Source organism: Stenotrophomonas sp. 109824_Sma, assembly GCF_056480025.1.
Map to the genome: position 1 here is coordinate 2,831,851 of NZ_CM151078.1, position 19,197 is coordinate 2,851,047.

The 19,197-nt window shown below is 68.2% G+C and carries 16 protein-coding genes; 8 read left to right on the forward strand and 8 right to left on the reverse strand.

All coding sequences use genetic code 11. The annotated features are described in order from the left end of the window. The first annotated feature begins 67 nt into the window (after nucleotides 1-67). Together ACZK1G_RS13455 and ACZK1G_RS13460 are read left to right on the forward strand one after the other, a co-directional pair. The gene (locus ACZK1G_RS13455; RefSeq protein WP_101765668.1) at nucleotides 68-3,097 is read left to right on the forward strand and encodes a sensor histidine kinase; all 3,030 of its coding nucleotides are present in this window, start codon (nucleotides 68-70) and stop codon (nucleotides 3,095-3,097) included. Continuing rightward, nucleotides 3,090-3,743, forward strand: a complete 654-nt coding sequence (locus ACZK1G_RS13460) for a response regulator (RefSeq protein WP_049443353.1) — start codon at nucleotides 3,090-3,092, stop codon at nucleotides 3,741-3,743. The genes ACZK1G_RS13455 and ACZK1G_RS13460 overlap by 8 nt, the downstream gene beginning before the upstream one ends. Before the next feature lie 612 nt (nucleotides 3,744-4,355). Here ACZK1G_RS13460 and ACZK1G_RS13465 read toward each other — a convergent pair. Then, nucleotides 4,356-5,549: an MFS transporter gene (locus tag ACZK1G_RS13465; RefSeq protein WP_101765669.1), complete on the reverse strand. Its 1,194-nt coding sequence runs from the start codon at nucleotides 5,547-5,549 to the stop codon at nucleotides 4,356-4,358. A gap of 93 nt (nucleotides 5,550-5,642) precedes the next feature. On the opposite strand from ACZK1G_RS13465, the gene ACZK1G_RS13470 reads away from it, so the two are divergent. Beyond that, nucleotides 5,643-6,572, forward strand: a complete 930-nt coding sequence (locus tag ACZK1G_RS13470) for a LysR family transcriptional regulator (RefSeq protein WP_101765670.1) — start codon at nucleotides 5,643-5,645, stop codon at nucleotides 6,570-6,572. A 149-nt stretch (nucleotides 6,573-6,721) separates the two neighbouring features. On the opposite strand, the gene ACZK1G_RS13475 is transcribed toward ACZK1G_RS13470, so the two are convergent. After that, on the reverse strand, nucleotides 6,722-8,179 hold the full coding sequence (locus ACZK1G_RS13475) for an amidohydrolase family protein (RefSeq protein ID WP_101765671.1): 1,458 nt from the start codon (nucleotides 8,177-8,179) through the stop codon (nucleotides 6,722-6,724). A gap of 51 nt (nucleotides 8,180-8,230) precedes the next feature. Continuing rightward, nucleotides 8,231-8,932 (reverse strand): ankyrin repeat domain-containing protein, encoded by a 702-nt coding sequence (locus ACZK1G_RS13480; RefSeq protein ID WP_049443350.1) that lies wholly within the window; start codon nucleotides 8,930-8,932, stop codon nucleotides 8,231-8,233. Between the two features lie 122 nt (nucleotides 8,933-9,054). On the opposite strand from ACZK1G_RS13480, the gene ACZK1G_RS13485 reads away from it, so the two are divergent. After that, on the forward strand, nucleotides 9,055-9,936 hold the full coding sequence (locus tag ACZK1G_RS13485) for a LysR substrate-binding domain-containing protein (protein WP_478447582.1): 882 nt from the start codon (nucleotides 9,055-9,057) through the stop codon (nucleotides 9,934-9,936). A gap of 137 nt (nucleotides 9,937-10,073) precedes the next feature. Further along, nucleotides 10,074-10,511, forward strand: coding sequence for a DUF3806 domain-containing protein (locus tag ACZK1G_RS13490; protein WP_014037546.1), 438 nt, complete (start codon nucleotides 10,074-10,076; stop codon nucleotides 10,509-10,511). Between the two features lie 125 nt (nucleotides 10,512-10,636). Here ACZK1G_RS13490 and ACZK1G_RS13495 read toward each other — a convergent pair whose 3' ends face one another. Next, entirely contained in the window at nucleotides 10,637-11,797 is a 1,161-nt protein-coding gene (locus ACZK1G_RS13495; protein WP_101766416.1) for an amidohydrolase family protein, read from the reverse strand. Between the two features lie 185 nt (nucleotides 11,798-11,982). Here ACZK1G_RS13495 and ACZK1G_RS13500 point away from each other — a divergent pair, with 185 nt between their 5' ends. Continuing rightward, entirely contained in the window at nucleotides 11,983-12,624 is a 642-nt protein-coding gene (locus tag ACZK1G_RS13500) for a hypothetical protein (RefSeq protein WP_101765673.1), read from the forward strand. A gap of 80 nt (nucleotides 12,625-12,704) precedes the next feature. On the opposite strand, the gene ACZK1G_RS13505 is transcribed toward ACZK1G_RS13500, so the two are convergent. Next, nucleotides 12,705-15,431: a TonB-dependent receptor plug domain-containing protein gene (locus tag ACZK1G_RS13505; protein WP_049443349.1), complete on the reverse strand. Its 2,727-nt coding sequence runs from the start codon at nucleotides 15,429-15,431 to the stop codon at nucleotides 12,705-12,707. A gap of 216 nt (nucleotides 15,432-15,647) precedes the next feature. Between ACZK1G_RS13505 and ACZK1G_RS13510 the strand changes: the two genes are divergently transcribed. Next, nucleotides 15,648-16,247, forward strand: coding sequence for a GNAT family N-acetyltransferase (locus ACZK1G_RS13510; RefSeq protein ID WP_049443375.1), 600 nt, complete (start codon nucleotides 15,648-15,650; stop codon nucleotides 16,245-16,247). Here the strand turns inward: ACZK1G_RS13510 and ACZK1G_RS13515 are convergent. Continuing rightward, nucleotides 16,244-17,023, reverse strand: a complete 780-nt coding sequence (locus ACZK1G_RS13515) for a CDP-diacylglycerol diphosphatase (RefSeq protein ID WP_101765674.1) — start codon at nucleotides 17,021-17,023, stop codon at nucleotides 16,244-16,246. The two genes, ACZK1G_RS13510 and ACZK1G_RS13515, sit on opposite strands and share 4 nt — an antisense overlap. A gap of 68 nt (nucleotides 17,024-17,091) precedes the next feature. Further along, nucleotides 17,092-17,751, reverse strand: a complete 660-nt coding sequence (locus tag ACZK1G_RS13520; protein WP_049443347.1) for a hypothetical protein — start codon at nucleotides 17,749-17,751, stop codon at nucleotides 17,092-17,094. Between the two features lie 171 nt (nucleotides 17,752-17,922). Here ACZK1G_RS13520 and ACZK1G_RS13525 point away from each other — a divergent pair, with 171 nt between their 5' ends. Continuing rightward, a complete protein-coding gene (locus tag ACZK1G_RS13525; protein WP_014037553.1) occupies nucleotides 17,923-18,219 on the forward strand; it encodes a hypothetical protein in 297 nt (98 codons plus the stop codon). Between the two features lie 46 nt (nucleotides 18,220-18,265). On the opposite strand, the gene ACZK1G_RS13530 is transcribed toward ACZK1G_RS13525, so the two are convergent. Further along, nucleotides 18,266-19,150 (reverse strand): hypothetical protein, encoded by an 885-nt coding sequence (locus ACZK1G_RS13530; RefSeq protein ID WP_049443346.1) that lies wholly within the window; start codon nucleotides 19,148-19,150, stop codon nucleotides 18,266-18,268. Between the last annotated feature and the right edge of the window lie 47 nt (nucleotides 19,151-19,197).

The window sequence follows — 19,197 nt, forward strand, 5'->3', positions numbered from 1 at the left end:
ATAGCCGACGGCGGCGCCCGCCGCCTACCCCGTTCGGGTCACCCCGGGCTGCCCCACACCTGCCAGAATGCGCGCCATGCGTGGCCGCCCCTTCCCGTTGCAACGTCGCCTGCGGACGCTGCTGACCTGCCTGCTGCTGTTGACCGCCCTGCCCGCCCTTGCCGTGCAGCGCCCACCGGTGAGCGGCGGGTTGCCCGATTACGAGCACACGGCCTGGCGCGTCGGCCAGGGCGCGCCCGGCGATATCTGGGACATCACCCAGGACCGGGACGGCCTGTTGTGGCTGGCCACCGGCTCGGGGCTGTACCGCTTCGACGGTCGTCGTTTTGAACGCCAGGCACCTCCCGCGGGCAGCCATTTCCCGTCCACCAACATGGTCACCCTTGCGCTGGGTCGCGACGATGCACTGTGGATCGGCTACTTCCAGGCCGGCATCAGCCAGTTCGCGCGCGGCCAGCTGCACAACTACGGCCGCGACCAGGGCGTGCCGGTGGGCGTGGTCCCGCACTTCAGCCAGGACCGTGACGGCCGGCTGTGGGCCGCGATCAATGGTGGACTACGCGAGTTCACTGGCCAACGCTGGCAGCCGCTGCCCACTGGCATGGGGGTGCCGGAACACCGCGTGCAATGGCTGCTGCACGACAGCCGCGGAAGGTTCTGGGTACTGGCCGACCTGAAGGTCTGGATGCGCGCGGCCGGCCAGGCAGCCTTCAAGGACACCGGCATCGCCGTCTCGCAGATGGCGACGCTGGCCGAAAGTCCGCAGGGTGAAGTGTGGCTGGCCGACCGCGTGCGCGGTACGTCGCCGCTCGCCAACGCGCAAGGCCTGCTGCCGGACAGCGAGCGCGAGGCACGGCGGTTGCCGGAGCTGGTGGCTGCGCGCCTGCAGTTCACTGCCGATGGCACGCTGTGGGCAACGATGAGCCCACATGGCGGTGTCGCCCGCGTCACCTTCGATGGTGGCCGCGCCGTGCGCATGGAGCGCTTCGATTCGCCACACGGGCTGACCGCCACCTCGGCCGTGCCGATCATCGTCGATCGCGAAGGCAATCTCTGGGTCGGCACCAATCTCGGCCTCAACCGCTTCCGCGCGCGCAGCGTGCACACGCTGGCGGCAGGTCCCAGTGATCCCTACCGCTCACTGGTGCGGGCCAGCGATGGGCATGTGTACGGCTATGGCGAAGACCTCAAGCCTTACGACCTCAGGCGAACCCTGCTCGATGGCAGTGCCACGCAGCTGCAGGCCGCCGCGCGCCAGGCACCCACCCCGATCTGGCAGTTCGACTGGGTCAACCTTGCACGCACCGTGGCCGGCCGCACCACGCGGATTCCGCTGCCTGCGCCCTTCACCGGGCAACCACTGCATGCCCTGCTGTTCCCCGACGACGAGCAGGCTTGGGTCTGCACCGGCGAACGGTGGGTGCTGCATTACCAGCACGACCAGTGGCAACGCGAACGCCGGCTGCCCGAACAAGCCTGCTCGTCGCTGGCACTGGATGCCAACGGCCAGCTGCTGCTCGGCTATGCAGATGGCCGGCTGCGCCGCATGGGGGCGACGCGCATCGAAACCTTCGACGCCAACCACGGCCTGTCGGTCGGGCCGATCACGGCGATACTCGATCATCAGGACCTGCTGCTGGTTGCTGGCGAGGCCGGGTTGGCCGTGCGCCTGGGCAATGGTCGGTTCGTCCAGGTGAGCACCGACATGGCCGGCGTCATGGAAGGCATCACCGGCATGGTCGCCGATGCAAAGGGCTACCTCTGGCTCAATGGCAGTCGTGGCCTGGTCCGGCTGGGGAGCGATCAGCTGCGGCGCGCCCTGCGCAGCGGGCAGCCGGTGACGCCGCGCCTGTTCGATGCAGTGGATGGCATGCCGGGCATCGCCCTGCAGAGCGGACCGATCGCCACCACCGCACTGGCCAACGATGGCCTGTTGTGGCTGGCCACCAACCAGGGCCTGGCCTGGCTGGACACCACCCGCTCGCACGTCAACACCATGGCGCCCAGCGTGCGCATCGGCGAAGTGCTGTATGGCAGTGAGCACGAGCCACTGCGCGATGGCCTGCGCCTTCCGGCCGGCACCAGCCAATTGCAGATCGATTACGTGGCGCTGTCGCTGGCGCGCCCGGAGCGCAACCGCTACCGCTATCGCCTGTCCAGCGTCGACGACGGCTGGCAGGATGCCGGCAGCAGCACCCGCGCGTATTACACCAACCTCGCACCGGGCAATTACCGGTTCGAGGTGGAAGCCGCCAATGAGGACGGCATCTGGAGCACCGCGCCGGCCAGCCGCAGCTTCCGCATCGCGCCCACCTTCATGCAGACCGTGTGGTTCAAGCTGCTGTGCGCGGCCGCGATCCTCGCGCTGCTGGCGATGGCGGTGCGCATCCGCAGCGGGCAGCTGGCGGCGTTGTTCCGCGCGCGCCTGCAGGAACGCCATGGCGAACGCGAACGCATTGCCCGCGACCTGCATGACACCCTGCTGCAGGGCAGCCAGGGCCTGATCCTGCGCCTGCACGCGATCAGCCAGTCGCCGCAGACCCCGGACATGGTGCGCAGCCAGCTGGAATCGGCGATGCAGCTGGCCGAACGCAACCTGGCCGAGGGTCGCGAGCGGGTCAACGCACTGCGCGACGGTCCTTTCGCGGGCCGCGACCTCGCTTCGGCGCTGGCCGATGTTCACGCCGAATACGCCGGGCACGGCACCAATCCGCTGCGCCTGACCGTGGAAGGCGCAACACCAGCGCTGCAGGCCGATGCCGCCGAGGAAGTGTTCCTGATCGGACGCGAAGCCATCCGCAACGCGTTGCGTCATGCCCATGCCAACGCCATCGAAGTGGAGCTGTCCTACGGCACGCGGTGTTTCCTGCTGCACGTGCGCGACGATGGCGTCGGCATCGACGACGAAAATGCCGGCCATGGCCATTGGGGCCTGCAGGGCATGCGTGAGCGTGCGCAGCGCCTCGGCGCCGAACTGCAGCTGTGGACCCGGCCCGGCCTGGGCACCGAAGTCGCGCTGGCGGTTCCTGCCCGGCGCCTGTATCACCGCCGTCCATCACGTTGGCGCTGGCCCTGGAGTAGAACCCACCATGACTGAGTCCCCTGCCCCGATCGGCGTGCTGGTGGTCGACGACCATCCGCTGCTGCGCGACGGCCTGGCGGCGCTGCTGGGCGCCCATTCCGACCTCCGCCTGCTCGGCGAGGCCGCCGATGGCGAGGAAGCCATCGCGCGCTACCAGCAGCTGCAACCGGACGTCGTGCTGATGGACCTGCAGATGCCACGCCTGGATGGCGTCGAGGCCATCGTGCGGATCCGCGCGATGGATCCGCGTGCACGCATCATCGTGCTGACCACCTACCGCGGTGACGTACGCGCGGTGCGGGCGCTGCAGGCCGGCGCCAGCGCCTACCTGCTGAAGGACATGCTGCGCCATGAGCTGGTCGATACCATCCGCATGGTGGCCGGTGGCCGGCGCGCACCGATACCCCCGGCAGTCGCTGCGAGCATCGCTGCACACGTGGTGGAGGACCGGTTGTCGCCCCGCGAGACCGAAGTGCTGCGGCATGTAGCCAGCGGGCTGTCGAACAAGCGCATCGGCGAGCGCATGCAGATTTCCGAGCAGACGGTGAAGGCGCACATGAAGAGCCTGATGGACAAGCTCGGGGTGGGTGACCGCACGCATGCAGTCACCCAGGCGCTACGGCGCGGGATCATCAGCCTGGACGACAGCGGTCACGATTAGGGGCTTGTTCGGCAGGGCTTGCAGCCCTGCACCCGCGGTAGTGCCGGCCGCTGGCCGGCAACCTCAACAGCAACAGCAGAAGCGTGCATTCCGTGGGATGGCGGGGCGGTGTCGGACTGCGGGGACGCCGTAAACCCATCCTTGGGGGCTTGGCCGCGGCATCCATGCCGCGGACACCCCGCACTCCGACACCGCCCCACCTCTGACAGATTCCGATGCCTGTTGGTAGGTGTCGACCTTGGTCGACACGGTAGATCCGCGCCATGCGTGGATGAAAGCTGTCAGGTATCGAAATACATCTGGGGTCAGTGCCGTTCCAACACACCGCAGCAAACTGTCGAAAGCGGGGTGGGTCCGGTTGCGGGGGCGTGAGCGCCATGGGCCCGAGGCATGCCTCGGGCGGGTTGGGCAGGACGCCCAACCCCGGTCTTGCCGTGTGCGCAGGACAGTGCACACGAGCAAGGCGCGACCGAGCCTCCATGGACGGATTCACGGCGTCCCCCGCAACCGGCCCCCCCCCCGCCTACCTACAGGAAACCCGCTGTTTGTGCTGTCGCCGGCCAGCGGGCGGCACTACCGCAGGTGCAGGGCTGCAAGCCCTGCCGCCCCCCCTTACTTCAAACGCAGCAGCAGGCTGCCGCCCGCACACACCACCGCCAGCCAGGCCACACCGTGCCACCCCCACTGCGCCAGCGCCAGGCTGCCCAGCGCACCACCGGCGGCCATGCCGATGAACATGCCCGTGAACAGCAACGCATTGAGCCGGCTGCGTGCCGGCGGCACCAGTCCGTAGACCAGCGTCTGGTGCGCCACCAGCGCCGACTGGAAGCCGAAGTCGAACAGCAGCGCACTCACCACCAGCAGCGATAGCAGCGCGGCGGCCGGCAACCAGGTTTCGGCCAGCAGCAGGCCGAAGCCCAGCAACGCCACCGCGATCGCCAGCCGTGCCACTGCATGGCAGCCCAAGCGATCAGCGAAACGTCCCGCAAACGGCGCGGCCAATGCGCCGGCGGCACCGGCGATGCCGAATGCACCCGCTGCGGCACTACCCAGCCCCAACCGTGCATGCAGCATCAGCGCCAGGGTCGACCAGAACGCGCTGAAGCCCACCGCCAGCAACGACTGGCTGGCCACCGCACGGCGCAGCTGCGGCTGCTCGCGCCACAACGCCAGCAACGAACCCAACAACGCCGGATAGCGCAGCGTGCTTGTCGGTGCGAAGCGCGGCAGCGCACGCGCCATCACCGCTCCCATCGCCGCCACTGATACCGCGGCCAGCACGAACTGCGTGCGCCAACCCCACGCCTCGGCCACTACGCCACTGACCACCCGTGACAACAGGATGCCGAGCAGCAGGCCGGTCATCACCCGGCCGACGATCTGGCCGCGCTGCGCATCCGGCGCCAGCACCGCTGCAGCCGGCACGATGTCCTGCGCCAGCGTGGCCATCAGCCCGACCAGCAGGCTGGCCATCAGCAGGCCCGGCAGGTGCCCAGCCATCGCTGCAGCACCCAACGCCAACGCCAGCAGCGCGGACTTCAACAGGATCAGGTTGCGGCGGTCGAACCGGTCGCCCAACGGCGCCAGCAGCAGAATGCCAACCGCATACCCCAGCTGGGTGAAGGTCGGCACGAGGCCGGCGGCGCGCTCGCCGGCGCCGAGGTCCTGGGCGATCAGGCCCAGCATCGGCTGGCTGTAGTACAGCGAGGCAACCGAGAAGCCGGCGCCGGCTGCCATCGCCATCACCAGCGGGGTGGAGGGCGCGGTCGCAGGTGCGGCGGCGACAGACAACGAGGGGGTAGACATGGGGGAGTCCGGTGCAGGAAGTGGGCGTATCCTGCCCGTATTCGCCAGGCGTCTGTAGTAGGCTCGCGCACATACCCTTCATACGTTGCACGCATGAATGACCTCGCCAACGGCGCAGATCGCCTGGATCTGCTGCGCACCTTCCTGCGCATCGTCGACGCCGGCAGCCTGTCTGCCGCGGCCGTGCAGCTGGGCACTACCCAGCCGACAGTCAGCCGTCGCCTTCAGGCCCTGGAGCGACAGCTCGGCCTGCGTCTGCTGCAGCGCTCCACCCATGGACTGCAGCTGACCGAGGATGGCCTCCGCTGCCAGCGCCATGCGCAACGCGTGGTCGACGAATGGGAGTCACTGCAGGCCGAACTGCACGGCGAACCGGAAACGCTGCGCGGACGCCTGCGGGTGATGGTGCCGCACGCCTTCGGCCAGGCGCAGCTGCTGCCGACCATGCTCGCGTTCCTCGCTCAGCACCCGCAGCTGAGCCTGGAGTGGATCCTGGAAGATCGGCGCCCGGACTTCATCGCAGAAGGCATCGACTGCGCGGTGCGCGTGGGCCCGGTCGACGAACCGCGCATGGTCGCGCTGCCGCTTGCCGAAGTACCGCGCATCGTCGTGGCGGCGCCCTCGCTGGTGCAGGCCACCGCGATCAGCACACCGGAACAGGCGCAGGCACTGCCATGGATCTCACTGGTCACCTACTACCGCGAACGCCTGCTGCTGCATGACGCACAGGGCCGCGCGCATACCCTTTCGATCAGCCCGCGCCTGCTCAGCGACAACCTGTTCGTGGTGCAGCAGGCTGCGCGCGCCGGGTTGGGAGCCGCCGTGGTCTCGGCCTGGCTGGTAGCCGAAGACCTCGCACAAGGCCGGCTGGTACAGCTGTTGCCGGACTGGCAGGCCCCGGCACTGCCGGTACACGTGGTGTTTCCGGCCGCGCGCCAGCAGCCGCCGCGGCTGCGCGCCTTCATCGATGCGATGAAGGCCGCATTGCCGCAGCTGCACGGAATGCGGCCGGCACCGCGCTAGGCCGACGGCCGCATCATCCACGCATGGCGCGGATCTACTGCTGACAGCGATGCCTTGAAGGTTTCCGGTAGATCCACGCCATGCGTGGATTCCGTTCGAGGCCCCAGGGTCGGATCCCTTCCCACCGGGAAGGGCTCTGACCCTGTCCATCATTGCGCCTTCGCAGCCTCTGCATTCCACGCCGCGACCTTGGCCTTGGTATCTGCAAGCATCCTGTCCAGCGCGGCGCGGTCATACACGTTGCCACGCAGGATCACGCTGTCGATCTTTTCGGTGGCGGCAATGTCCTGCAGCGGGTTGGCGGTCAGCAGCACCAGATCGGCGGCCTTGCCCTGCGCGACACCACCATAACGGTTCATCTGGCCGAACCAGGCCGGGCCGGAACGGGTCGCGGCGGACAGCGCCTGCGGAGCGCTCAGGCCTTCCTTCACGAACAGCTGCAGCTCCTGGTGCAGGGCAATGCCCGGGAAATTGAACGAGTTGAGGAAGCCCGCATCGGTGCCGGCGATGATCGTCACGCCGGCTTCCTGCAGCATCGGCAGCACCGCCGCCACCTGGTGGTACTGCGCGTGGCGCGCTTCGATCTGCGCCGGCGTTGCCTTGGCGGCACGGTCGACGCGCCACTGGTAGGTCGCGCGCAGGCCCGGGCCGATGTAGGCCAGGTACGGATCGTTGGCGTGGTCATCCTGGTCGAGGTAGTCGAGGATGCGGCCGCCGTTGAGGGTCGGGGTCACGAATACGCCGCGCTTTGCGAAATCGCGGTACGCGTGCATCGCAGTGTCGCGGTCGAAGCTGGCGTCGAGGCGCCGGTTGGCTTCGGCGCGGTCGATGCGGCCGGCACCGAAGTCGGCGGCGATCTGCGCTTCGTCCTTGCTGCCGGCCTTGAATGCGTAGTCCAGATGCTCGATCGAGGCCAGGCCGGCATCGACCGCCTGCTCCACGGTCAGCGCCATCGGGATGTGGCCCGAGGCCTTGAATCCGGCCTTGCGTGCGGCACTGGCCGAGTACAGGAACAGTTCCGGCTTCAACGTGCTGTCGGTGATCTTCACGAAATCGACCTTGTCGTGCTGCAGGCGGGTGATCGCCTTGTCGACGTCGGCCTCGCTGCCCACTTCGATCGTGCCCTTCCAGACCGGCTTGATGCCTTCAATCTTCGCGCCCGAGCTGAGCAGGCGCGGGCCAAACAGCGTGCCCTTGGCGATCTCGCCACGCCACTGCAGCACCTGTTCGGGAAGATCACCGGAGCAATCGCGCACCGTGGTGATGCCGTGCGCGATGTACAGCGGCAACAGCGCCTTGTTCTCTTCGATCAGCGCCGGGCCGCCACCGAAGTGCACATGCATGTCCCACAGGCCCGGGATCAGGTATTTGCCCTTGGCATCGATCTGGCGGGCCGCGCTCCACTGGCTGCGCAGCTGTGCATCCGGACCGACGGCGACGATGTCCTCGCCACGGATCACCACGCTCTGCCCGGCCAGCGTGCTGGCGTGCTCGACATCGACCACGGTGGCATTGCGGATCAGCAGGTCGGCGCGCTCGGCGGCGGAGGCCGACAACGGCGCCACCGCAAGAAGGATGGCAAGGGACAGCGGACGGGAACGGAACATGGACGGCATCCTGGTAGGCACGACCCGCGTGCGGGTGGAAGGGGTTGGGGTTCAGCGCACCGCGCCGTGCTGGCGCAGCAGGGTTTCAATTCCGGTATAGCCGCGCTGGCGCGCATGGGCCAACGGCGTTACGCCATCGCCATCGGCCAGCTCCGGGTCGGCACCGGCATCCAGCAGCAGCTGCACGATCTGCACGTGGCGCGCGCCGCCATCGCCGAGCAGGATCGCTTCCAGCAGCGCGGTCCAGTGCAGGCGGTTGACATGATCGACCGCCACGCCCGCGCGCAGCAGCGTACGTACGGTGGCGACATGGCCGCGTTCGGCGGCCGGAATCAGCGCGGTGCCGCCATAGCGGTTGGTGCTGCGCAGATCGGCGCCGTGCGCCAGGGTCAGCGCCAGGATCTCGTCCAGGCCACGCGCGCCGGCGTACAGATAAGCGCTGTCCTGCAGCGCGTCCTTGGCATTGACGTCGGCACCGGCTTCGATCAGCTCGCGCGCGGCATCCACCTTGTTGCCATGCGTGGCCAGCAGCAACGCGGTGCGGCCCTGACCATCGCGCGCCTCCAGCGTGGCGCCATCTTCGATCGCCTGCCGCACCGCATCGGCGTCGCCCCGGCTGGCGGCGTCCCGCAGGCGCGCATCCGCGTCAGCCCTGGACGTGGCCGTGCAGGCAGGGGTCACCATGGCCAGCAGGCACAGCAACAGCACGCGCGTGAACTGCGCAGGCCAGGCGGGGGAACAATGGAAGCGCATGACGGTGTTTCCTCCTGTCCGTCGCCTCGGAACGCCGGGCGACGGTAGCAACAGCCGGGCATTGCCGGCCCCTGTCCTGCATGGTAGAAGTCGGCCTCGGTATCCAGAAGTGAAATGTTCAAATGCAAGACAGTGCCAAATCGAATAGAACCCTGTTCGAACTGGACCTGCTGCGGGCGCTGGTGATGGTGGCCGACTGCGGCAGCTTCACCACGGCGGCCACGCGCCTGCATTCGACCCAGTCCACGGTCAGCCAGAAGGTGCGCCGGCTGGAAGAACTGGCCGGGCATCGCCTGCTCGAGCGCGGGCACCGCGATGTGCACCCCACCGACGCCGGCCACACCCTGCTCGGTTACGCGCGGCGCATGCTCGACCTGAACGAGGAAATGGCACAGGCGCTGGCGGGCGCCACCGTGGAAACCGCGGTGCGCATCGGTGTCCCCGAGGACTTCGTCAACGCGCAGACCACACGCATGCTGGCCGCTTTCAGCCGCCGCCACCCACAGGTGAAACTGGAAATCAGCAGCGGCCTCAGCCGCGACCTGGCGCACGGCTTCGACCACGGCGAACTGGATCTTGTGCTGGTCAAGCAGCGGCGCAACAGCCGCCAGGCGGTGCACTGCCGCCGCGAGCCGATGCACTGGATCGACAGCCTGCGCAGCACTTGCCTGTTGCAGGACCCGTTGCCACTGGTCACGTTCCCACCCCGCGGGCTGTACCGCGACGAGATGATCCACGCCGTGGAGGCGCTGGGCCTGCGTTGGCGCATTGCCTTCACCAGTTCCTCGCTCAGCGGCATCCAGGGTGCGGTCGCCGACGGCATCGGCATCAGCCGGCTGCCGCGCCGTGCGGTTGCCCGCGATCACCGCATCATCGATGGTGAGCGCGACCTGCCGGTGATCGACAACTACGAGATCGGCCTGCTGCATCGCGCCGATGCCGATGATGCGGTGCGTGCGCTGGCCAGCGAGCTGTGGCGGCAGGTACAGCGCGAACCGGATTGAGCACTGCACTGCAGATCCACGCCACATACGGATGAAATCCGCGCATTGATCATCGACATCTGATCACGCCTGTCGCACGGAAATCACGTGTCGCCCCCTATAGTGCGCGCTGTTTCCGTGCTCCACGGCGCTTTGTGATGTCCGACGAAACCCCCGCCCGCTTCGACCCCCTGCCCGCCGCCCTGCAGACGCACCTGCAGCACCAGCGCTCGCTGATCGCCGCGCGCGTGGCCGCCGGCTTCCCGACGCTGCCGGTGCAATGGCCACTGGCGGCCACCACGCTGCAGCGGGTGGTCGATGCTGAGCTGATTGATCGTGACGACTGCGACGGCTGGGAAGCACTGGGCGTGGCGTTCGGCGATACCCTGGCCCAACGCGTGCCCGGCCTGGCCTGGATGCAGGTCACCGATGCCTGGGGCATCGACGCGGTGCTGCGCTACGCCGACAGCAGCCTGCAGATCGGCGCCAGCACACTGCTGCTCAAGCGCGTCGAACAGGGTGAGGTCATCGACATCGCCCATCTGCTGGCGTGGCTGGAAGAGTTCGTCGCTACCCGCGCCGACGATTACGCCTGAGAAGCCGCCGAGCATGGCTCGGCGCAATCGGAACTGGCGTGGCGTGGCGTGGCGTCGTGAGTAGATCCACGCCATGCGTGGATGGAACCACCGCGCGGCCACAGTCATCCACGCACGGCGTGGATCTACAGCCAGCGGCCGTCCATCACCACGCGTCGTTCCACCGGCACTGCAGCCACGGCCGCCGGACCGTGGTCGGCACGCACCGCGACGAACGTCGCCGGCTGGCCTTCGGCAATACCGTATTGCGGCAGCCCGATCACCTGCGCGGCATGGGTGGTGACCATGTCCAGCGCCAGCATCAGATCGGCATCGGTGTAGAAGCCCGAGCGGTAGCCCAGCAGCATCGCCCGCTGCAGCAGGTCGCCGTTGCCGTACGGCCACCAGCAGTCGCGGATGTTGTCGTTGCCGGCGAACACGCGCACGCCGGCATCATGCAGTGCGCGCAGCGGCGGGAACGGATGGTCGCCCGGGGCATTGCTCATGATCGCCACGCCCGCCGTCGCCAGCGCCTCGGCCACCTGCAGCGCGCGTGCCAGCGGCACTTCACCCAGCGCATAGGCATGGCTGACCGCAACGCGCCCCTGCAGCCCGGCGGCCCGCGTCCGCGCGGCGATGCGCAGCAGCTGGGCCAGGCCGGTCTCACCGGGCTCGTGCAGATGGATGTCCAGCTGCACGCCATAACGTTCTGCCAGACCGAACAGCAGCGCCAGTTGGCCTTCGGCATCACCATCGAGCGTGGTCGGGTCGATGCCACCGAGCACTTCCACGCCCGCGGAAAGCGCCTGCTCCAGTACGGCGGCGGTGCCCGGGCAGGACATCACCCCGGCCTGCGGGAACGCCACCAGCTGGATGCGCATGATGTCGGCGCAGCGCAGCACCGCCTCGCGTACGGCCTCGAGGTGGCGCAGGCCAGTGCTGCCGTCGATATCGACGTGACAGCGCATCGCCACGGTGCCGAAGCCACTGCATTGGCGGATCAAGGCCTCGGCGCGGTCCGCCATCGGCGCGGCGGCCGCCACGGCGGCCTTTTCCACCGCCAGCCGCTCGCGCAGGCTGTTCACCGGCTGGTGCGGATGCCAGCGGTCGCCGACAAAGCTCTTGTCCAGATGAATGTGGCCATCAACCAGGCCCGGGAGGACGGCATAGCCCTGCAAGTCGACGCTTTCCGCCCCTTCGGCCGGCACGGCAGCGCCATTGAGTCCGTGGATGCGCCCCTCACGGATATGGAAATGCAGCGGTGCGCCGGCGCGGTCCACCGCACCGTGGACGAACTGAAGCGTCATCGGAAACTCCCGGAAAGCCAAGTCATGGCCGCCATCCTGCGCGTCGGCACCGCCATCGGCCAACGAAATATCTGGATGCCACACATTCATCAGAACGATGATTCCCCCTGCGACAACCGGTCGCAGCCATGCCGTGCACACGCCTGAACGGGTAACATGGGCGCCTGTTTCCGTTGTGATGCCGCATGGGCCCGTCCGACCGCCACGATCGCCTCCGCCGCTGGCAGGCCGCGTCCCTGCTGGCTGCTGCCCCGATCGCCAGCCTGTCCGCCACTGATGCGGCCGCCACCGCGCCGCTGCAGGCGCCGCCTGGCCAACAGCGCATCGCCCCGGCGGCGCTGGTCGAGCGCCTGCACCAGCGCGTGCTGTCCGGACAGAGCGCGACCGCCACCCTGGAACACTGGTGCGCCGAGCATGGCCTGGCCGAACAGGCACGGGTGCGCGCGGTGCGCGTGCACGGCCAGGACAAGACGGCACCGGCCGACGTGCTGCAGGCACTGGGCGCGAAACCCGGTACCGACCTGCGCTATCGCCGCGTGCAGCTGGTGTGTGGCAGCCGCGTGCTCTCCGAGGCCGACAACTGGTACCTGCCCGGCCATCTCAGCCCAGCCATGAACCAGGTGCTGGACAGCAGTGACGAACCCTTCGGCCGCGTGGTCGGCCCGCTCGGCTTCCAGCGCCAGACCCTGGCCGACCAGACGTTCTGGCCCCCGCGCGGTGAAGGCGACCACGGCGTGATCCTGGAAGTGCGCGCCCTGCTGCGCGACCGCCAGCAGCAGCCCTTCAGCTACGTCATCGAGTCGTACCTGCAGCAGGCGCTGCCCTAGGCGACCAGCGCGCGCCATCGCAGCGGATATCGACACAGCAGAAGGCCCGGCATTGCCGGGCCTTCTGTTTGCCAACCGGATCAGCGGAACCGGTAGTCCAGCTGCAGCCAGTACTGGCGGCCATAGGGATCGTAGTTGCCGACCGGATAGAACGGCCAGCCGCCTCCGTTCCTGTCCGCCGGCGGGCGGCTGTCACGCAGGTTGTTGACGATCACGCCGACCGACAGGTTCTCGCCGAACTGGCGGAACACGCTGGCGTTGTAAGTCATGTACGGTGCGATGCGGCCACTGCCATCGGTCTTCGGCAGCGAACCGAAGCGGTTGCCATACAGCGTGGTGGTCCAGTCACCCTGGTTCCAGGTGATGCTGCCGTTGGCCTTGCTGCGCCACTGGTAGTCATCCAGCGAGTTGCGGATGTCACGCTCCGGGTCATCGGAGAACTGCCGGTACGTGTGCTCCAGCACCACAGTGTAGGCCAGGCGCGTGGTGAAGCGCCCGTAGCGGCCGGCATCGAAGCGCCAGTTGCCCTTCAGGTCCAGGCCGCGCACCGACTCGGAGGCCGCGTTGATCGGGTTGATCAGCACGCGGGTTACCTGGTCCGGCTGCACCGTGGCGTTGGACGGATTGCGGATCACCCGCGACAGCGCGTCCTGGCACAACGGCGAGCCGATATCACGCGTCTCGCCGCCCAGCGTGCGGCCCAGGCGGCAATCGGCCTCGTCGCGCAGGATGCGGCTGGTATCGAGGCTGGTCACCTCGTTGTCGATGCGGATGTCGTAGTAGTCGGCAGTGAAATCCAGTCCGGACAGCGGCGACCAGACCACGCCGAAACCATAGGACTTGGCGGTTTCCGGCTGCAGCTGCGCGTTGGCACGGTTGCTGTAGTCGATCGACAGGCCGTTGTAGTCGCAGTTGTCATACGACTGGCCTGCGGTGCGGCAGCGCCAGTAGTCGGTCATGCCCGGGTTGTAGCCGCGGGTCTCGGTGGCGAACACGTAGTTCATGTCCGGCGCCCGGAAGCTGGTCGCAGCCGAGCCACGGATCAACAGGCTCTCGATCGGGCGGAACTCGACGCCGAAGCTCCACGTCGCCTTGCCGATGTGCTCGCCGCCTGCGCGGTACTGGTCGTAGCGGCCGGCCAGCGTGGTGGTCAGCGATTTCAACAACGGCAACTGCAGCTCCACGCCGGACGCATAGCGGTCACGATCACCGCCGGCACCGATACCGGCGCTTGTGTTCCAGAACTCGCCGGTGCCCAGGCGCGGGTCCGGGCGGTTGCGGTAGCCCTGGCTGCCGGCCTCGACCACCGCTGCCAGCGCAGCATCGCCGCCCGGCAGCGCGAACAGGCGACCGTTGACGCTGGCGCTGAAGGTCTGCAGCCACGCCGCGTTGCGGCTTTCCTGGTAGCCGGACAGGCCCTCGTATTCGTTCGGCGTCAGCGGCTGGAACAGGCGCGACGGATCCGGCGCATAGACCTCCACGCCGTTGCGCACGCCCCGTTGCGGGCCGAGCAGGTACTCGTTGATGCCGGCCAGCAGCACCGGGCGGCGGGTGCGGTTCTCGTAGCGCGACCGGCTGTAGACCGCTTCATAGTCCCAGCCGCTGTCGCCGATCTGGCCGCGCGCGCCCACGTTGAACGACCACGAGTTCTCCAGGAACCGGTTGGCGTTGCGCGGCAGGCCCCCGATCTCTTCCGGCGCGAACCGGCGGTACCAGCTCTCCAGGTTGCCGGTGTTCTGGTTGTAGAAGTAGTTGCGCGACGACGTCCAGGTCGGGGCGCGGGTGTTGTTGCTGATGCGTGCGCTGCCCACCGCCAGGTCGGCGAACAGGTCGGTGTGCTCGTCCAGATGGAAGGTCAGCAGGCCGTAGCCATTGAGGTTGCGCTTCTCGGTCTGCACGGTCCAGTAGCTGGCGGCCGCCTCGTTGCTGCCGCAGTACGCGCCCAGGCGCGGGTTGTTGGCGCGGAACACGCTGCCGCCATAGATGCCCGACGCTGCGTCGCAGCCAGTGACGCCCGGATCGATGTTGCGACCGGTGGCCGCGTTGCGCCGATAGGCGATCGCCGTTGCCTGCGGTGCCTTGCCGGCCGGGTCATCGTCCAGCGAATCCATGAAGTCGCGCTGGCGCGCGTGGATCGCCTTGCGCACATCGAACTCGAAACCAAACAGGCCGTCCCAGCGCTCGCCGGACGTGCCGCCGACCACCTGCACGCGCTGGTTGTCACCGCCGCCCTGCTGGGTGCCACCGGCGCGCACGTTCACGTCCACGCCCTCGAAGCGGTCCTTGAGGATGATGTTGACCACACCGGCAATGGCGTCGGAGCCGTACACCGCTGACGCACCGGCAGCCAGCACTTCGATGCGCTCGATCAGGGCGCTGGGAATATTGGCCAGGTTGACCACGTTCACCGAGCCTTCGTAGGCCAGCGGGTAGTCGGCCTGGCGGCGGCCGTTGACCAGCACCAGCGTGCGGTTCGGGCCCAGGCCACGCAGGTTGATGGTGTTGGCGGCCGGCGTGAACGTATTGCCGAAGTCCTCGCCCTGCACGTTGCCGGTGTTCTCGGTCAGTGCACTCAGCGCGTCGAAGGCGTTGCGGTAACCCTGCGCGTCGATCTGCTCACGGCTGATCACCGTCACCGGCGAGGGTCCCTCGACACTGGCACGTGGAATGCGCGAGCCGGTGACCTTCACTTCCTGCAGTGTGGTGGGTGCGCTTTCCTGCGCGAAGGCCGGCAGCGAGACCAGCATCAGGGACGACAGCGCGAGCACCAGCGGACGCGGGCGCAACGCCTTGTGGGAGGCGGACATGGGCTTCCTGGAGGAGTGGGCGGGTGGTACGGGGAGCCGTGGCCTGTGCGACACATAACGATCCCGTAACGAAAGTGTCCTGAATGGGTGGTTTCAACGGAAATGACCAGCCCTGATGGGCTTATGCCTGAACCGAATCAGACGGGTCCAGAGCATGGCCGCACTTTTGCAATGAATTGCATGGCCTGGCGCGGCCGGCGCTTCCATCGTGCCGGGATGATCATCCGTACCCACGACACCCACCTCACCCCGTTGCGACCAGTCCTGCGCCGCCACCTGCTGCAACTGCAGGCCGCGCCGGTCACCCTCCGCTCGTTCCAGCGCACCGACCTGCCGCGCTGGCGCGCCTTCGACGATCGCCGCCAACGCGGCCAGCGGCATCCCCCCGGCGTCGATGAGGAGGCGCGGTTCCTCGCCAGTATTCATCGCTCGCGCCTGCAGGAGGACAACGACCAGCTGGTGCTCGGTGTATTCGACGATACCCAAGGCGCCCTGCTGGACCAGTTGCACATCCGCCTGCAGTCCCTGCATTCGCGCTGTGCCGAGCTGCGGTCACTGCAGCACCAGCATGTTCACCCGCAGGCTGCCCTGCAGGCGTTGTGTCCCTTCCTGTTCGACGATGTCGGCCTGCACCGCATCTACGTGCTGCTGCCGCCGGGCTGCACCACTCCGTTCGCCAAAGCACTGCAGGCGCACGGTTTCACCCGCGAAGGCATCCTGCGCGACCACCATCTGGATGCGGAGGGATGGCATGACCGCCAGCTGCTGGCGCTGACCGCGCCGGCCTGGCGCAGCTGCCAGCAGCGGGTCGGCTAGCGCACCCGCTCCAGTGCCGTACCGGCACCGGTCAAGACCGTGCAGGCATGGTCCTGCAGCTCCTCGCCGCTGGCATCGTTGCCGCTGGCGGCGTCCACGCGGGTGGCCAGCAGGATGAAGCCGGGGCCGCCCTGCACGTCATCGCGTCCGGCCACCACCAGGCTCCACTGGCCCACATCGCCCACGCCGCTCAGGCCATAGGCCAGCAGGTTGAGCGGATTGGCGGTCAGTTCCGCACCGGGCAGCAGATAGGCCTGGTACTGATGCCCGCGCAGCGGCACCGGCAACGGTGACCAGCGCGGACCGAGCGCACCGGCCTGTGCATCCAGGGCCTGCAGCACATCCGCGCGCAGGCAGTCGACATGGATATGCAACTGGTGCTGCGAGCGGCCGTGCGGGGAATTCAGCGCCAGGCTGGCCACGCTGCGCGGCAACGGCTGGCCCAGGGCCTGTTCGGTACGACCGCGCGCCTGCCAGGCGGCCGCAAAATAGTTGGGTGCCCCACGCTGGTACAGGCCGTGGCTCTCGATGCCACTGACCTTGTCCAGCGGCATCAGCAGGAACTGGTAGTCACCGTGCGCATCCTTGACCAGCACGTCGCGGCGGTCGGCCGCGGTCTCCACCCGCAGGCAGCTGCCACGCGGGCCTTCCGCCGACTGGCAGTCACGCTCGATCAGGCGCCACAGCGCATCGGAATGGGCCGGCGGCGGAGGCGGCGCGCTCGCACAGGCGGACAACAGCAGCAGGGGCGACAGCAGCAGGGGGCGCAGGGACACGGCGGCGACTCACGGAACAGGCACGGCAGACGGCGCCGCGCTGCATTCTAGCCAGTACAGTGCTGCAATCAGTAGGTGCCGAACGGCACTTCAACCACGATCGGCGCCACGCCCTCGCCCACCTGCAGGGTGTAGCGGTCCAGCGCGCCATCGTCATCGGCATGCGGCTGGCGCTGGAAATGCAGGGGGTAACGGTCATCGCCCAGGCGCACGGCGCTGCCATCAGCCTCCAGGGCGGCACCTTCGGGAATCAGCAGCCCTCCCAGGTCGCTGTAGGCCCCCGGAACATCGGCGAAGCCATAGTCGGCCAGTTCGTCTACCCGCTGCATCGCATAGACATGCGGCAGGTAAGGACGCGCCGGACTGCGGCCATTGCTCAGGTCGGTCACCCAGGCCTGCGGCAGGTGGTACTGCTCGCGCAGCGCGGCCACGCCCAGCGACGGGCTGGCCACCTGCAGGCAGCACACCGCGCGCTTGCCCTCACGGTCCACAACAGCGAATCGATCGCCACGGGTCGCGGCCTGCGGCAGCATCGCGAAGGCCAGATTGCGCTGGGCCGGCGCGTAGCCGGCCTCGGTCTGCAGGTTGCGCCAGGCACCGAACACCGGCGCTTCCGCGGCTGCGGCCGGCACTGGCTCGGCCGCGGTGGCGGCAAATGCCACGCCCAGCACCGACACTGCAAGTACCATCATCGCCCTGCGCTTGTCGCGGAAACTGCCTGCCGTCATACCGTATCCAGCACCTGCACCGGAATGGCCCGGCCTGCCCGCTGGCGTGCTGCCAGTCATCCCTCCCACTATGCAATGACCATGCTGTGCCGGCAATGACCGGGACGCTGACGCCTTTCGCGCGCCGGGTGCTATCGTTCCCGCCATCTTCCCCTGCGCAGGAGCGCTCGCATGTCTGCATTCCGTCTGTCCCTGTTGCTGCCGGCCTCTGCCCTGCTGCTGTCGGCCTGTGTCAGCACCCCGGGCCCGCAGGTCAAGGGCACCGGCCACTGCGACGCCAGCCAGCTCGGCTGGGCGATCGGCCAGCCGGCCAATGAACCCAACATCCGCCGCCTGTCCAGCGAGAGCGGTGCCGGCCTGGTCAACCCGATCGGCCCCAACACCATCACAACCAAGGACATCCGCCACGACCGCCTGCGCGTGTACGTGGACAAGGACAACATCATCACCGCCACCCGCTGCGAATAAGCGCGGCAGAGGTTCTGTAGGGTCGAGCATGGCTCGACGCTACAGTTCAGGGCTCGGTATAGCCGGCGCAGTCCGGCAACGCCTGGTCGGGGTGGAATACCCCATCGCTGAAGCGGAACAGTCGCGTATAGCTGCACGCCGGGTCCTGTTCGGTGCGCAGGTCCTTCTTCTTCAGCGGGCCCTTGGCCAGCGAATCCTCGAAGCGCGAAACACCCGCCGGGAACCGGGTCGCAACCGTCTGGTAGCGCAGCACCGGCATGCCCTCTGCGGCCGTATCCAGCGCCAGCCTTGCCGAGAACCCGTACTCGTCGTGGCAGGCGCCTGCGCGCTGCTTCATGTCCTGCTCGCTGAAACAGGCGCGGATCATCGCGTTGCCCAGCCATGGCAGGGTCAGCACGTCGTCGTCCACCTGAATGTCTTCCTGCAGATGTCGCACGCGCGCCAGCTGCAGCGTGGATGCGTCGGCACCACCGCCCGAGTACATCGCGCTGAATTTGACGACACCGCCCACCAGCACGTTCTGGCGGGCGCGCTGCTGCGGATCGGTGACTGCTTCATCGCTGCCCACGCCCGGCGCCAACCGCACGATCCACGGCCACAGCGACAGCTCGCTTTCCTGCGGCACGTCGATGCTGACGTGGTAGACATGCGGTTTGCTTTCGCCGGCCACCTTCTCAGAGACCTCAAGCGAGGTTGGACGGTCACCGTCCTCGGCCACCGGCTGCACCCGCACGCACCAGGCACGATCGAGGGTGCAGTACTGCATGCGTGCCTCGCCCTGCCCGCTCGGTTCCAGCACCTGCCCCAATGGCTCCATCACGTTGCCGGCGGCGTCACGCTGCTGCGGCAGGATCGAGGGCTCCGCCAGCACCAGCAAAGGGGTCGCCAGCAATGCAGCGCACAGGGTCGTGCGGGCAACGAGGGTGGGCATGGGCGGCTCCTGCGGTTGGGCTTTCGATGGTAACCGCTGCCCCGGTA

Excerpts from the sequence above, each read along its gene's own strand:
- ACZK1G_RS13520 (WP_049443347.1), bottom strand. The coding sequence starts at position 17,751 with ATGACGGCAGGCAGTTTCCGCGACAAGCGCAGGGCGATGATGGTACTT.
- ACZK1G_RS13510 (WP_049443375.1), top strand. The coding sequence starts at position 15,648 with ATGATCATCCGTACCCACGACACCCACCTCACCCCGTTGCGACCAGTC.
- ACZK1G_RS13455 (WP_101765668.1), top strand. The coding sequence starts at position 68 with ATGCGCGCCATGCGTGGCCGCCCCTTCCCGTTGCAACGTCGCCTGCGG.
- ACZK1G_RS13495 (WP_101766416.1), bottom strand. The coding sequence starts at position 11,797 with ATGACGCTTCAGTTCGTCCACGGTGCGGTGGACCGCGCCGGCGCACCG.
- ACZK1G_RS13485 (WP_478447582.1), top strand. The coding sequence starts at position 9,055 with ATGCAAGACAGTGCCAAATCGAATAGAACCCTGTTCGAACTGGACCTG.
- ACZK1G_RS13470 (WP_101765670.1), top strand. The coding sequence starts at position 5,643 with ATGAATGACCTCGCCAACGGCGCAGATCGCCTGGATCTGCTGCGCACC.
- ACZK1G_RS13475 (WP_101765671.1), bottom strand. The coding sequence starts at position 8,179 with ATGTTCCGTTCCCGTCCGCTGTCCCTTGCCATCCTTCTTGCGGTGGCG.
- ACZK1G_RS13460 (WP_049443353.1), top strand. The coding sequence starts at position 3,090 with ATGACTGAGTCCCCTGCCCCGATCGGCGTGCTGGTGGTCGACGACCAT.
- ACZK1G_RS13505 (WP_049443349.1), bottom strand. The coding sequence starts at position 15,431 with ATGTCCGCCTCCCACAAGGCGTTGCGCCCGCGTCCGCTGGTGCTCGCG.
- ACZK1G_RS13490 (WP_014037546.1), top strand. The coding sequence starts at position 10,074 with ATGTCCGACGAAACCCCCGCCCGCTTCGACCCCCTGCCCGCCGCCCTG.
- ACZK1G_RS13525 (WP_014037553.1), top strand. The coding sequence starts at position 17,923 with ATGTCTGCATTCCGTCTGTCCCTGTTGCTGCCGGCCTCTGCCCTGCTG.
- ACZK1G_RS13465 (WP_101765669.1), bottom strand. The coding sequence starts at position 5,549 with ATGTCTACCCCCTCGTTGTCTGTCGCCGCCGCACCTGCGACCGCGCCC.
- ACZK1G_RS13480 (WP_049443350.1), bottom strand. The coding sequence starts at position 8,932 with ATGCGCTTCCATTGTTCCCCCGCCTGGCCTGCGCAGTTCACGCGCGTG.
- ACZK1G_RS13530 (WP_049443346.1), bottom strand. The coding sequence starts at position 19,150 with ATGCCCACCCTCGTTGCCCGCACGACCCTGTGCGCTGCATTGCTGGCG.
- ACZK1G_RS13500 (WP_101765673.1), top strand. The coding sequence starts at position 11,983 with ATGGGCCCGTCCGACCGCCACGATCGCCTCCGCCGCTGGCAGGCCGCG.